Genomic DNA, 13968 nt, shown 5'->3' with positions numbered 1-13968 from the left:
ATACGTGCGTTGTGCTTAATTATTAAAAATTGAAGGAACAAGTATCATTTGTACATGAAAGAGAACTAAGAAAGATTGGGCTACAATCTTTCTTTATGAATATTGAAAACAATCATTACGATTTCCTTTCCAATAAACTCATTAAAGACCTTGAAAAAAAAGTTGTCTTACTCAATTCTCAAATTGAAACAGATGAAAAGGGAGCTGGATACATGAAACACATGGAGGTTTACTTCCTAAAGAAGGAGCTTTATGCCGTGTCAGAAATGAAAATACTTTACGGTTACAAGCATTTTGAAACTCATTTAAAGTGGTTATTGAAAGCTTCATACTCTTCAGAAATCAATGAAAAACAATTATTTCGTTGGGAAAATGTCGAAAATTTCTTGACTTCCAAAAAGATAAACCCAAAGGAATTATCAAATTATGTAGAACTACGTGACTTAAGAAATCTCAATAATGCTATAAAACACTCAATTAATATTCTGGACAATAAAACAAAGAATATAAAAGAGTTTCAAAATAAAAAAGTCTTAGAGTATAAGGACTTGTTAAGTTTCTATGAAAGAGTTGAAGATGGTAGTATGAACTTTATACAGTCGTTATCTGTCCAAATTGAAAAGGATTTATATGAATTTGATAACGAACGGATTGAAAACATAAGTGATAAAATCGTAAAGCGAATGGACACTAAAACTGTAAGTAAATTGATTCAAAAGTTAGAGGAGAAAAATATAACTAAACATAACAAAATCTAAGCGTAATGCGGGCTTTAGGTCAAAACCGAAAGGTCTAAGTATATTTATAATGTAGCTAAATCTTATGGATATAGCTTTGGACAAGAAAACAAAAAATAAAAATATTTTGCTAATTGCTTGACGTTAAGGAAACGCCATTTTGCTCTCGTACTGTTCATAGCTAAATAGTCGTGCATCATTTGATAAACAGAAATAAAATGGAAACAGAAATAGAAAAATTAATTCCCCATAGATTCCCCTTTTTATTTGTAGATAAAATTATTACTGCAAACGAAAAAGAAATTATAGGAATCAAAAGTTTTGACAAATCAAATGAAATGCTAACGGGTAGTTTTCCAGAATATAACTTTATCCCTGGAATGATTTTAATAGAATCCATGGCTCAATGTGGAGGTGCAGGCTTAAAAAAAGCAGGACTTGCAAATGGTTTTTTTGGACTGGCAAGTATGGAGAAAGTTACTTTTTTAAAAGGAGTGACTTATAATGAAGAAGTTAAATATATTATTAAAAACATTAGAGTTAGCAACAAACTAATAAAGCAATCTGGAATTGCATACGCGAACGATGAACCTATTGCAGAAGCAACTTGGCTTTGTGCCAGAATTGACAAGTAAGAAATCGTAGTAGAATCAATTTAGTTTAACTAAATTTTCCCATTTAAAAACGGTTGCTGATTTAGTGCTAAATAACAGTTTACAAACCTTAAGAAATTGTTTTAATTATGACTAACATAACGAATCCTGACTATGGAAACTAAACAACAGAGTAAATGGTATAATAGCAGCACTACTGTAGATATCTTATTGTTTTTATTGCCACCTTTAGGTTTTTACGGACTGTATAAGACAAAGACAATCAAGTCCAATACATCCAAAATTCTTTACGGAGTAATGGCTTTTGTTTCTATGCTAACCTTGTTGATTAGTTTGTAAGCAGAACCAAAAATTAAACAGTATCCAAAATTCTGTACAAACAAAATTCTGGATACTCTCCGTATTGATTAAACTAGCGCAAGCATTTCGTGACAAACGCTAATCAGAACCTTTTAAAACTAGGATGCCAATTCCCATTTTACAGACTTTACCCAGTCCGTTAAACTTTGCGGAGTTACTCCCAATAGTTCTTGCGTTGCTTTAAAGTCTTTGGCAATCAATTGTTCCCTATTGCTTTCTACATATCTATAAAGATTGGAAATTTCTCTTCCTGCAACTTCTCCAAAAGCGGGTGAAATTTTCTTTTCGAATTCATCTGGAGTCATAGAAACATAATGTACTTGCTTTCCTATTTCAGATGAGATAGCTGCTGCTATTTCTTCTCCCGAAAATAAGTTTCCTCCAATAGGTAAAACCTTACCGGACAATTCTGGTTTTTCAACTGCAGAGGCTACATATTTTGATAAATCCGTATGGCTGATCCATGGCACTTTACTCCCTGATGCCACTGGGTAAGGAAAAATATTGTTATTTAAAATAACCGGAATTGACCAAGGTGCAGAAATATTATCAATATAGATGTCAGGTACTAATGTGGTTACATTTAGTCCAGATGCATCCAGTAAGTTTTTAACTTCTGCTTTTATGTCAAGGGCCAATAGGTCATAACTCTTTTCAGGCAAATCAAAACCTACATTGTACACCACATGGGACACGTTTTTCGCTTTTGCCGCGTCAATAAAATTTAAAGTATACTCCTTTGCTACGTTTAAATCAAATAGTAATGGGAAGGTATAAACAGCCGCATCTACTCCTGTCAATGCCTTATGTAAAGCTTCCTTATTTTCTAATCCTCCTTTTACAACATGTATATCTGGGACATTGCCTTCTGAGCGTGATAATGTGGTTACCTCATGTCCTTTTTTGATTAACTGTAGTGCTATGCTGCCTCCCTGGAACCCAGTAACTGCCGATACAAATATTTTCATCTTTCTTATTTCAAATATTAATTATGGTCCTAAAGTAGTATATTACCCTACTTTTTGAAAGTACCTACCAAAAAGTAGGGTGCTTACTAAAAAGTATGTAAAATTGATAATCAATTAGTTATAATAAATTAAAAAATGTTAAAAGATGAAACCTGTCCTGTAAGTACGGCATTAAGCATCATAGGAGGGAAGTGGAGATTGCAGATAATCTTTCAAATAGGTAATGAAAAAAGAAGGTTTGGAGAACTAAAAAGACGTATTCCAACAATTAGTGAAAAGATGCTCATTCAGGAACTGAAAAATTTGACTGGAGCAGGAATTTTAAATAGAAAAGCTTACAATGAGATTCCACCTAAAGTAGAATACTCATTGACCGAAGAAGGACAAAAAATACTACCGATTATAGATCAGATAAAAGCTTTTGGTACCGAGTTGATGGAAAAATCAAAGGCGAGTAAAGCTAACCTTGGTACGAGCGAATAATTCACTATAACATACATTTATATAGGCCTCTTTACGGAGGTTTTTTTATATCTGATTAGAATTTGATTCTTAATTATAGAAATTATTAATTACTAACTTAGAGCAGTATTTTGAAGCTCAAAAAAGAATCAAATGACTCAAGATTTCAAAACAAATTATGGGGGATGAATTAAAACCGTTTTGGAGAAAAATTTTCAATTTTGATTGGAAATTTGGCCTTTTCCTAATCCTACTCATTTGTATTCCTCGTTTCGCATTGGTCCTGCAGGCTAATCAAACTGCTAATTATAGTTGGCTAGGATTGATAATGCTTATTTCGGCTATAGTGCCTTTTCTGTTTTTGAGTAAGAAGGGAAGAAGAAAAATAGGTCTTAAAAAGCCAGAGAACTTCAATTGGGTAATTATTGCTTAAGTAATTGGCCTAGTTTTTAGTATCTCTTTATATTATTTGGGGGTAGGCTTGTATGGTAACTCTTTTGAAAATTGGTATTACTACATTGGGAAATCCTATAATATTCCTGCAGGAATTGACGGGGAAGGAAAACTCATTTTATTCAGTATTATGGCATTGACCGGAATGACGTTTAGCCCAATTGGCGAGGAATTTTTTTTTAGAGGAATAGTCCACTCAAGTATGGCAACCTCATTAGGAGATAGAAAGGCATCCTTAATTGATAGTTCGGCATTCGCCCTTGTCCACATTTCCCACTTTGGTTTAGTATTCGTAAATCAAGAATGGAGATTCCTGTTGGTGCCAACCATTATCTGGGTTTTAAGTATGTTCTGTGTCAGTATACTTTTTTACATATGTAGAAAACGCTCAGGCACTATTTTAGGCGCAATACTATGCCATGCAGCTTTTAATCTGGGAATGATTTATTGCATTTTTTATCAAATTAATGGATAGTAGTATTACGAACTGATAGAAGTAAAATGAAAGGTCAAATACAAGATTTACCCCATTCTAAACTGTATCAAAGTTGTACTGATTTCTGTAAAGGGTAGGGGTTTTTCCTGTGATGTTTTTAAACGAGCGACTGAAATAAGTAAAACTATCAAACCCACACTCATAACAGATTTGACTGGTCGACAGGTCATTGCTTTGTAAAAGCTTACAGGCATAGCCTATTCTAGCTTCCTTAACGAATTGAGAAAATGTTTTTCGGGTCTTCTTTTTAAAGAATCTACAGAATGCACTTTTGGAAAGATTGAGCAGGTTTGCCGCTTCGTCTAAACTTATGTTTTCGGTCAGATGTTCCATGACATACTCATAAACTTTATCCAGTCTTTCGTCATTTCCCTTATTAAACGATTTAACAAAACCCGAAGTGGCCAAGAGCTGGTGCTCTGTATTGGTTGCAATATCGTTCAATACCTCAAAGAACAACATCAGTTTTTCAAAACCTTCAGTATGGGTCAGCTTTTCGATTTTTACCGCGATTTCCGTTCGGGCTGAACCATCTATACGAATACCGTACTTCGCTTTTTTTAATAAATCATCTACCGCTTTTATGCCTTCCAGGGTCAAAAACCTGCTTCCCCAAAGCTCAGGTTCAAAATGAATGATTATTGCAGCGGCATGATTACCCGAGGTATTCTGGTAATAGGATGCTTCGTTCTGCCATAGGTGTGGCAAATTAGGCCCGATCAATACCAAATCGCCCACAGAGAACTGGTCAATATGATCACCAATAAACCGTATCCCATCACTCTTTAAAATAAGGGTAAGCTCAATTTGATCGTGAAAGTGCCATGAGTTGTAAAAATGGGGCAATTCATCTTTTCTAACTTCAAATGCCTTATTAGAGGGTAGCGTTATTTTCTGGGAAATGGCTTTCATAGACGCTTATATTGTCAATTTATAATTCAAATTATCAATAAAATGTGAATATAGTGCATTTTATTGTAAACGGTGTGGAGGTGTTGAGTGCTCTTGTACACTAGTTTTGGATTTCTAATCTATTCTAAAAATAAGCGTATATGAATGTACAGGATATGTCGGATGAAGAATTGTTCACAGCGGCCCGAAAAGAATTGTTTACGGCCGTAGTTGGCGATGCTATGGATAAGATGAAATTGCTCCATCAGTTTTTACCGGCCAGAATACAGCCGCTTAAATCTGATATGCTTTTAATAGGAAGGGCCATGACCGTGCTTGAAGCCGATACTTTTGAAGAAACGCCAAGCTTCACCAACAACCCTATACTTAAAAAACCATTCGGCTTAATGCTAGAGGCATTGGATGATCTGAAAAAAGATGAGGTCTACATATGTACGGGAGCCTCTGATCACTATGCATTAATCGGAGAGATTATGATGACCAGAGCCCAAAAACTGGGTGCTGCCGGTGCCGTGGTCAATGGCTATTCCAGAGATACTCATGGAATGCTAGATTTGGATATGCCCATTTTTTCCTATGGAAATTATGCGCAAGACCAAGGGCCTAGAGGACGGGTAATTGATTTTCGGGTGCCCATAGAAATAGAAGGCGTGAGGATCAATCCCGGCGATATTGTTGTAGGTGATGTAGATGGCGTTTGTGTTGTGCCTAAAGCACATGAGAAGGAAGTTTTTGAACGTGCTTTTGAAAAAGCAAGGGGCGAACGAAAAGTGTTGAAAGCGGTACAAGATGGGATGAGCGCTGTAGATGCATGGAACACCTATGGTATCATGTAAACTGCAAAAAGAGAAGAGAGTAATATTAATTCGAATATTGTATAATGAAAATAACCGAAGTAAAAGTTTGGCTGGTAGAAGGGGTAAAATATAACTGGACACTATTAAAAATCTATACGGATACCGGCCATACCGGTGTGGGTGAGGCAACAAACTGGCCCGGTAGCCAAATTGTGGAGGCCGCTACCCGAGAACTAGGTGAAAGAATTATAGGTCTTGACCCCATGCGAACCGATTTTATATGGACAAAATTATACCGTGATTTAAACTGGGTGGGACCTTATGGCGCCAGTATGTGTGCTATAAGTGGTATTGATATGGCCCTTTTGGACCTTAAGGGCAAGGTGTTGGGAGTTCCTATGTATGAGCTGTTGGGAGGTCAGTACCGTACGGAAATTCCACTATATGCCAATTATTGGTTTGTGGGAGGCGGCCACAATACAGAAGATTATGTACGTCAGGCCAAGATTGTAAAGGAGGCTGGTTTTAGCGGCTTGAAATTTGACCCCTTTGCACATACCAATTATTTTTATGGAGAAGATCTTAGTACGGAGCTTACCCTTACCAGAACACAACAAGATTTAGCTTTTAATATTAGTAAGGCGGTACGTGATGCCATAGGTCCGGATATGGACATGATGATAGAAACGCATGCCATGCTGAATTTTAAAGTTGCCGTGGCCATGGCAGAAAGATTGGCTGCCTTGGACATCGCTTGGTTTGAGGAGCCGGCAGGACCGGAAAGTGCAAAGACCCTCAGGGCTTTTAGAGAACGCATAGACCCTAAAGTTTCTATTTGTGTAGGGGAAAGACACTACACGCGCTATGGCATACGCGATGTTCTGGAGAGCTATGTGGCCGATATTATCATGCCTGATATTACAAGGTGCGGTGGCCCTAGTGAAATGAAACGGATGGCAACAATGGCGGAAGCCTACAATGTTTTAGTGGCCCCACATAATCCCAATGGACCATTATCCACATTGGCAAGTTCTCATGTTTGCGCTTCTATTCCCAATTTCTTTCGTCAAGAATTTATTTTCAACGATGTACCTTGGAGGGACGAAGTTATAAGCCACCCACTCAATATTAAAAATGGTAAATTGATAATTTCAGATAGACCCGGACTTGGTGTTGATCTCGTTGAGAGTGAAATGGAAAAACACCCGGGCATACGAAAACATAGGGAAGGGTATTATATTTAACTAAACACAGTAGAGTTATATGGTTGAAACGGTTCTAGATAGTACGGCAACATTAGGTGAAGGAGTTTTTTGGCATCCCCAAGAGAAAAAAGTCTATTGGGTAGATATTTATGGCAAAGAAATTCACGCCACCGACCCAAAGACCGGAAGTAACCAAACTTTTAAACTTCCTGAATATGTGGGTACTATTGCTCCCATTGTTTCTGGGGGATTATTAGTAGCCTTAGAAAATGGTGTAGTTGAACTAGATACCGAAACAGGTGAATTTTTCCCCGTTTTAGAACTGGAAAAAGATAAACCCAGTAACAGGTTTAACGACGGTAAGTGCGACCCAAAGGGAAGGTTTTGGGTAGGTAGCATGTGTCGCGAAGGCTTAAATGCAACGGGAGCCTTGTATAGCATAAACACAGACAGGAGCTTTGTGAAAAGGGCTGATAAAATTACGGTATCAAACGGAGTCACTTGGAGTTTGGACCATAAGACCATATACTATATAGATTCTCCAACAAGAAAAGTAGTAGCCTATTCATACGACGTAGAAACAGGAAATATATCTAACCCCATAAAAGTGATTGATGTACCAGAGGAATTTGGTTTTCCCGATGGGATGACGATTGATAACGATGGAATGTTATGGATCGCGCTGTGGGGCGGAAACTCGGTATCTCAATGGAACCCCAATACAGGTGAGCTTATCCAAAAGATAATAATACCTGCCCCTCATGTAACATCATGTGCTTTTGGAGGAGAAGATCAGCGAAAACTTTTTATCACGACGGCAAAAGAAGGCCTAACCGAAAAACAGTTATCCGAGTACCCATTAAGCGGAAGCCTTTTTTCTATCGATCTACCTGTTGGCGGCCCGGAGGTTTTCTTTTTTAATAAATTAATAGCTCCTAATTCTTAATTACAAATTGATATGCTGAACATAGATTTTAAAAATAAGGTTGTACTGATTACAGGAGTGACTAGTGGCATAGGAGCTGGAATAGCAGCCATATTTTCCCAAGCCGGCTGTGTCGTCTCAGGTTGTGGAAGAAGGGAGGAATCTCATACTGATGTGCAAGAGTTTCATAACAAAGGAAAGCAATATGAATCAACTACCCTTTATACCCAAACCGATGTTACAAACGATGACGACCTAAAGAATTTTGTTGACCGTACCGTAGACAAATTTGGAAAAATCGATTTTTTAATATCCAATGCAGGAGCGAATTCTTTTCAGGGAGCAAAGGAATGTAGCGATTCAGATTTTGATAAAAACCTTAACTTGAACTTAAGGTCACATTGGAAAATAAGTCAATTGTGTCAACCTCATTTAAGTAAGAGCGATAGTGGAACCATCGTTATTATCACTTCAAACCACGGCTATGCTACCATGCCGGGCTGTTTTCCGTATAACACCACTAAAACGGCATTAAGAGGTTTAGTACAATCTTTGGCAATTGAATGGGGACCAAAAATAAGGGCCGTGGGTATAGCTCCAGGATTTATAGAGACTGCGGGAACACAAACTTGGTTTGACTCTTTTCCTGACCCAGAAGAGGAGCGGAAGAGAACTAACGCTTTGCATCCTAGTGGAAGGATTGGAACACCAGAGGAGGTTGGAGCCTTTTGCGCTTTCTTATGCAGTGATTACGGAAAATTCATGAACGGAACAACATACCTAATGGACGGGGGAAGGTCTGCACTAATGCAAGACGCCTAATTACAACACCGTTTTTCGATTACTATTTATAGAAAACTTACGCGCACAATAGTGTGGGGTAGTGGGTAGAAATATTTCAAAAGAAGGAGAGAAAATATGATAATAGAAAAGGACCAGGTTTTAGTAAGTAATCTAAAAGCTGGTGATATAAAGGCATATGAGGCACTATATGAAAAGTATAGGAATAGACTCTATCACTTTGCATTCGGATATTTAAAATCCCATGTAGAAGCAGAAGGATTGGTGCAAGATATTTTTGTTATCATATGGAAAAAGAGAGCTGATTTAAAGCCGGAATGCTCCTTTAAATCTTACATTTTCACCATAGGCTTCAATCAAATTAAAAGCATGTTTTCAAAAAGAACCGCTCATAAAAATTACATGAACTCTAAAGCAGACGGTGAAAGTTTAGATTATTCTACCATGAATATGGTTGATTATACTTTTCTAATGGATAACCTTATGGGCGTTGTTGCAAAAATTCCGTTACGAAGAAGAGAAACCTTTATGAAGAGCAGGTTTGATGGTCTTTCGGTAAAAGAAATTGCACAACAAATGGAGGTCAGTCCAAAAACGGTCGAGAACCAGATTACATTAGCATTGCGGTTTATAAAATCGAATTTGGCGGTAGAAAGAAGCTTGGTGAGTTCTCGTTAAGCATTCTATTCATTACGTTTTCTTAGATGTTGATACTATAAAAGATTCAATAAAATTACGGGAACAATAGAAGTAGATGTAGTTTTTAGGTAAATCCATATCTTTATATGAATTAAAAATACTGGATTGGAAATAGTAGAAACGCATAAAAAGGAATACACCATTTCAACTGATAAGGATAAATTGGACATTCTTAGTATTCATAAATTTCTAGCAAATGAAGCGGACTGGAGTAACGGAATTCCTATGAATACGCTAAAAACATCCATTGAAAACTCTCTGAATTTTGGACTGTATCATAAAAACAAACAAATAGGGTACGCCAGAATAATTTCAGACTATTCCACAATTGCCTATTTAGGAGATGTATTTGTTCTAAAAGAATATAGAGGAAAAGGATTAAGTAAGTGGTTGATAAATGAAATCATGCAACATCCATATCTACAAGGATTAAGACGATGGATTTTACTAACAGATACTGCAGAATGGCTTTATAAGAAATTTGGATTCACAGAATTGCCTCGTCCCGAATTTTATATGGAAAAGCACAATCCAAATGTTTATAAAGGAATAGAAATTACTAAAGGTAACGCTCAAGAAAGCTAAAAATAGGATTGTTTAGCAATCAACTGACCTTATAAAAACTCAATTAAAACCACTCATTTTCTACACCCAAAAATGTGACTTTTAATCACTCACATTTTCAACCAAATGCCCAATTACATCAGAGTAGTCGCCATTATGTGGTAAAATGCCACAAATGTTCTACACCGCGCTTCATTTGTAATATGGTCAACCTAGTAATTTTCCGACTTTTATCAAACCTATAGCCTAGAGAGTTGACTAGTGTTATTATCAATTTCTTTATTTAACCTTTTTAAATTAATGATATGTTTAAATCCGTTGTATTATTTTTTGCAATTCTATTGTTTTTGTTCGGTTTTGGAAAAATCAAGGAAAGTAAATTTCAAACCGAAGACGATGTTGCCAGTCTCAAAAAAGTGTACGAGAAAGATTTTTATATAGGAGCGGCTATTAACGATCGGATTATTACCGGAAACGATACTAAAGCGCTTAAGGTTTTAAAAGAAGAATTCAATTCTCTTAGTCCGGAAAATGTAATGAAATGGGAAGCACTTCACCCATCTCCCGACACCTATAATTTTGAAATGGCAGACCAATACGTGGCCCTTGGTAAAAAGAACAATATGCACATTGTAGGGCATACCTTATTATGGCATAGCCAAATTGGTCAGTGGATGAATTCCGTTAAGGATAGCGCTACAATGGCTAATTATATTAAAGAGCACATAACTACGGTTGCCAGTAGGTACATGGGAAAGATAGATACTTGGGATGTGGTAAACGAAGCCCTAAATGAAGATGGTTCCCTACGGGAATCTGTTTTCTTGAAAGTTATGGGTGAACGGTATTTGGAATTTGCATTTAAAATGGCAGAAAAAGCGGACCCAACCGCCGAACTGTATTATAACGATTACAACATGTGGAAACCTAAAAAGAGAGAAGGAGCCATTCAGCTTATAGAAACACTTCAGAAAAACGGAGCCAAGATAAATGGGGTGGGTATGCAAGGCCACTGGGGCCTGACGGAGCCGTCGTTGGAAGAAGTAGAGAAAAGTATTATAGCCTATTCCAAATTAGGGATTAAGGTGGCTATTACCGAATTGGACGTAACCGTTCTACCAAACCCTTGGGAACTTGAAGGAGCGGAAATAAGTCAGAATTTTGAGAATAGCGAAGAAATGAACCCGTACCCAGATGCTTTGCCAGATTCTGTAGAAGTACAGTTGGCGGAGCGTTACCGCGATATTTTTAAACTCTTCTTGAAGCACAGCGATAAAATTGATAGGGTTACGTTTTGGGGCGTGAACGATAGAAGCTCATGGCTCAATAATTGGCCCATTAAAAATAGAACCAATTACCCTTTACTTTTTGATAGAAAATTCGAACCAAAAAAAGCATACCATGCAATAACTCAACTTAAAGCCGAATCAATCAAACAACAGTAATCCCCATGAATTTAGAATCTCAAAAATTATCCGTTCAGGAAAAAATAGGCTACAGTCTGGGCGATCTCTCGGCAAATTTGGTCTTTCAGACCTTAATGACGTACCTGGCCTATTTCTACACGGACATCTATGGCCTGGAAACCAACCATGCATCGGCCATTATGCTTACCGTAGGTCTTATTGCGGCCTTTGGTTTTAATCCTATTATAGGGGCTTTGGCGGACCGTACCACTTCCAAATGGGGTAAGTTTAGACCTTGGATTTTGTTTACGGCCATTCCGCTAGGAGTAGTGGCGCTGTTGGCGTTCAGCACACCTGATTTTGCCTATAAGGGCAAGGTCATTTATGCCGTGGTAACTTATACGTTGCTATTATTACTGTACGCTGCGAACAACCTGCCTTATTCGGCCTTAAGTGGGGTTATTACGGGTGATATGGGCGAGAGAAACAGTTTGTCTGCTTACCGCTTTGTAGCGGTTATGTTCGCACAGTTTTTTGTTCAGGTTTTTATGTTACCCATAATCGAATCTGCAGGAGGTGGCAATAAAGCCGTTGGTATTGAAATTGTAATGACCTGGTTGGCCATTATAGGAACCGTAATGCTGATTATTACCTTTTTGACCACTAAAGAACGCATTGTTCCTACTTTGGAACAGAAATCTACACTTAAGGAAGATTTGGGTGACTTGTTCGGTAACAGGCCGTGGATTATTATGTTGGTACTTACCACTTTGGTATTCATAACCTTGGCCATGAAAGGTGGCTCTTATGTGTATTATTTTGAAAATTATGTAAACGAAGAAAGCCTTACCCTATTTATACAGCCCGTTCTTGATGGTTTGTCCGCGATTGGGGTCAACTTCTTTGGGGAAAATCCGGTATCCGCTGGTTTTGGCCTTTTTAATGCCGGGGGAATTATTTTTATGATTGTGGGTATTACGCTCTCAAAACGGTTCGCAGATACCTATGGTAAAAGGGATGTTTTTATGGTAGCCCTATTTTTATCAACACAGTTCATAGTTTTCTTTTACTTTTTTGCACCTACTTCTATTGGGTTGATTTTTATCTCACAAATTTTACACGGCTTCTTTTACGGTATCACCATACCCTTGCTTTGGGCCATGATTGCAGACGTTGCAGATTTCTCCGAATGGAAGAACAACCGTAGGGCCACAGCCATAATTTTCTCTGCCATGATGGTAGGGTTAAAAGGAGGTTTAAGTATAGGAAGCGCATTGGTAACGGCTATTTTGGGTATGTACAACTATGTTTCAAAAGAAGCAGTGGTAGCCGGAGAGGCCATTGTGCAGCCGGAAACTGCAGTGCAAGGCACCCGAATGTTGGTTAGTATCTATCCGGCCATTCCGTTTTTGATAGGTATAGGTTTGTTGTTTTTCTATGAAATCAACAAAACAATGGAAACCCGCATAGAATTGGATTTAAAGAAACGAAGAGAAAAATAATATCTAAAACAAAACACAAGATTTCATGCCAGAAGAATCTATAGAAAATATCGATTTTGATAAGTTGAACGAAACGGCTATTTCCCAGCCATTAGTAAAGCACATATACACCGCAGATCCTTCTGCCCACGTCTTTAACGGAAAAATTTACATTTATCCATCTCATGATATAGAATCCGGGATTCCTTTTGATGACTTAGGGAGTCATTTTGCCATGCAAGATTATCATGTAATTTCTATGGATGCAATTCATAGTGAAGCTGTAGATAACGGGGTGGCTCTTCATGTTGATGATGTGCCGTGGGCAGAAAAACAAATGTGGGCGCCGGATGCAGCACATAAAGACGGGAAGTATTATTTGTACTTTCCAGCTAGGGATTATAATGGAATTTTTAAAATAGGTGTTGCCGTAGGCGATGCTCCAGAAGGACCTTTTACGCCCCAACCCGAAGCTATTAAGGGAAGTTATTCCATTGATCCAGCAGTATTCGAAGACGAGGATGGAAGCTACTACATGTATTTTGGTGGAATCTGGGGCGGACAGCTCCAAAAGTACCGTAAAAATGCTTACGATAAGACCAATGAAATGCCCGAACCCCAAGAAACGGCCTTATTGCCCATCGTCGCCAAGTTAACGGACGATATGTTGGAGTTTGCCGAGGAGCCAAAAGAAGTACAAATTTTGGATGCCAATGGTAACCTTTTGTTAGAAGGGGATAATAACAGACGTTTCTTTGAAGCATCATGGGTACACAAATACAACGGCAAATACTATTTCTCATATTCCACTGGAGATACCCATTTCATTTGTTACGCTATAGGGGATAATCCATACGGACCTTTTACCTATGCCGGACGCATCTTGAATCCGGTTGTGGGTTGGACGTCTCACCATTCCATTTGTGAGGTAGATGGCAAGTGGTATCTGTTCTACCATGACTCTAGTCTTTCCCGAGGGGTTACACATTTACGGTCTGTAAAAGTTGCGGAGATTACTTATAATCCAGATGGGAGTATCGTAACCTTTGACCCATATAAAGAATTTTGATTGGATTTTATAATGAAGA

16 protein-coding genes are annotated in these 13968 nt (G+C 37.8%); 14 read left to right on the top strand and 2 right to left on the bottom strand.

The window, feature by feature from the left end:
• The first annotated feature begins 29 nt into the window (after window positions 1-29).
• The 3 genes from KO513_RS18895 (at window position 30) to KO513_RS18885 (ending at window position 1690) form a co-directional block, all read left to right on the top strand.
• Window positions 30-758 (top strand): hypothetical protein, encoded by a 729-nt coding sequence (locus KO513_RS18895; protein ID WP_215914724.1) that lies wholly within the window; start codon window positions 30-32, stop codon window positions 756-758.
• A gap of 197 nt (window positions 759-955) precedes the next feature.
• Complete coding sequence (locus KO513_RS18890) at window positions 956-1372, top strand: 3-hydroxyacyl-ACP dehydratase FabZ family protein (RefSeq protein WP_215914723.1); 417 nt, start codon at window positions 956-958, stop codon at window positions 1370-1372.
• A 132-nt stretch (window positions 1373-1504) separates the two neighbouring features.
• A complete protein-coding gene (locus KO513_RS18885; RefSeq protein WP_215914722.1) occupies window positions 1505-1690 on the top strand; it encodes a hypothetical protein in 186 nt (61 codons plus the stop codon).
• A gap of 119 nt (window positions 1691-1809) precedes the next feature.
• Here the strand turns inward: KO513_RS18885 and KO513_RS18880 are convergent, their stop codons facing one another.
• Window positions 1810-2679 carry an SDR family oxidoreductase gene (locus tag KO513_RS18880; protein ID WP_215914721.1) on the bottom strand — a complete coding sequence of 290 codons (870 nt, stop codon included), beginning with the start codon at window positions 2677-2679 and terminating at the stop codon, window positions 1810-1812.
• Window positions 2680-2814: 135 nt separating this feature from the next.
• On the opposite strand from KO513_RS18880, the gene KO513_RS18875 reads away from it, so the two are divergent.
• Window positions 2815-3162, top strand: a complete 348-nt coding sequence (locus KO513_RS18875) for a winged helix-turn-helix transcriptional regulator (RefSeq protein ID WP_051914894.1) — start codon at window positions 2815-2817, stop codon at window positions 3160-3162.
• Window positions 3163-3724: 562 nt separating this feature from the next.
• Window positions 3725-4069, top strand: a complete 345-nt coding sequence (locus tag KO513_RS19675) for a CPBP family intramembrane glutamic endopeptidase (RefSeq protein ID WP_371735998.1) — start codon at window positions 3725-3727, stop codon at window positions 4067-4069.
• 57 nt (window positions 4070-4126) lie between these two features.
• Here the strand turns inward: KO513_RS19675 and KO513_RS18865 are convergent, their stop codons facing one another.
• Window positions 4127-5002, bottom strand: coding sequence for an AraC family transcriptional regulator (locus KO513_RS18865; protein WP_215914720.1), 876 nt, complete (start codon window positions 5000-5002; stop codon window positions 4127-4129).
• 140 nt (window positions 5003-5142) lie between these two features.
• Between KO513_RS18865 and KO513_RS18860 the strand changes: the two genes are divergently transcribed.
• The 9 genes from KO513_RS18860 (at window position 5143) to KO513_RS18820 (ending at window position 13949) form a co-directional block, all read left to right on the top strand.
• Window positions 5143-5838 carry an RraA family protein gene (locus KO513_RS18860; protein WP_038232159.1) on the top strand — a complete coding sequence of 232 codons (696 nt, stop codon included), beginning with the start codon at window positions 5143-5145 and terminating at the stop codon, window positions 5836-5838.
• Between the two features lie 44 nt (window positions 5839-5882).
• Complete coding sequence (locus tag KO513_RS18855; protein ID WP_215914719.1) at window positions 5883-7043, top strand: mandelate racemase/muconate lactonizing enzyme family protein; 1161 nt, start codon at window positions 5883-5885, stop codon at window positions 7041-7043.
• A gap of 19 nt (window positions 7044-7062) precedes the next feature.
• Complete coding sequence (locus tag KO513_RS18850; protein WP_215914718.1) at window positions 7063-7950, top strand: SMP-30/gluconolactonase/LRE family protein; 888 nt, start codon at window positions 7063-7065, stop codon at window positions 7948-7950.
• A 12-nt stretch (window positions 7951-7962) separates the two neighbouring features.
• Entirely contained in the window at window positions 7963-8751 is a 789-nt protein-coding gene (locus tag KO513_RS18845; RefSeq protein WP_215914717.1) for an SDR family NAD(P)-dependent oxidoreductase, read from the top strand.
• Window positions 8752-8847: 96 nt separating this feature from the next.
• The gene (locus KO513_RS18840) at window positions 8848-9408 is read left to right on the top strand and encodes an RNA polymerase sigma factor (protein ID WP_215914716.1); all 561 of its coding nucleotides are present in this window, start codon (window positions 8848-8850) and stop codon (window positions 9406-9408) included.
• 126 nt (window positions 9409-9534) lie between these two features.
• Window positions 9535-10014 carry a GNAT family N-acetyltransferase gene (locus KO513_RS18835; RefSeq protein WP_215914715.1) on the top strand — a complete coding sequence of 160 codons (480 nt, stop codon included), beginning with the start codon at window positions 9535-9537 and terminating at the stop codon, window positions 10012-10014.
• Window positions 10015-10298: 284 nt separating this feature from the next.
• Window positions 10299-11438, top strand: coding sequence for an endo-1,4-beta-xylanase (locus KO513_RS18830; RefSeq protein WP_215914714.1), 1140 nt, complete (start codon window positions 10299-10301; stop codon window positions 11436-11438).
• Between the two features lie 5 nt (window positions 11439-11443).
• Complete coding sequence (locus KO513_RS18825) at window positions 11444-12901, top strand: MFS transporter (RefSeq protein WP_215914713.1); 1458 nt, start codon at window positions 11444-11446, stop codon at window positions 12899-12901.
• A 25-nt stretch (window positions 12902-12926) separates the two neighbouring features.
• Window positions 12927-13949: a glycoside hydrolase family 43 protein gene (locus tag KO513_RS18820; protein ID WP_215914712.1), complete on the top strand. Its 1023-nt coding sequence runs from the start codon at window positions 12927-12929 to the stop codon at window positions 13947-13949.
• Window positions 13950-13968: the final 19 nt, after the last annotated feature.

Origin of the sequence: Zobellia sp. B3R18 (assembly GCF_018860715.1) — a bacterium.
GTDB classification, from domain to species: domain Bacteria; phylum Bacteroidota; class Bacteroidia; order Flavobacteriales; family Flavobacteriaceae; genus Zobellia; species Zobellia russellii.
Note: the sequence above shows the minus strand (reverse complement) of the source record. Positions and strands in the feature narration are given on the sequence as shown.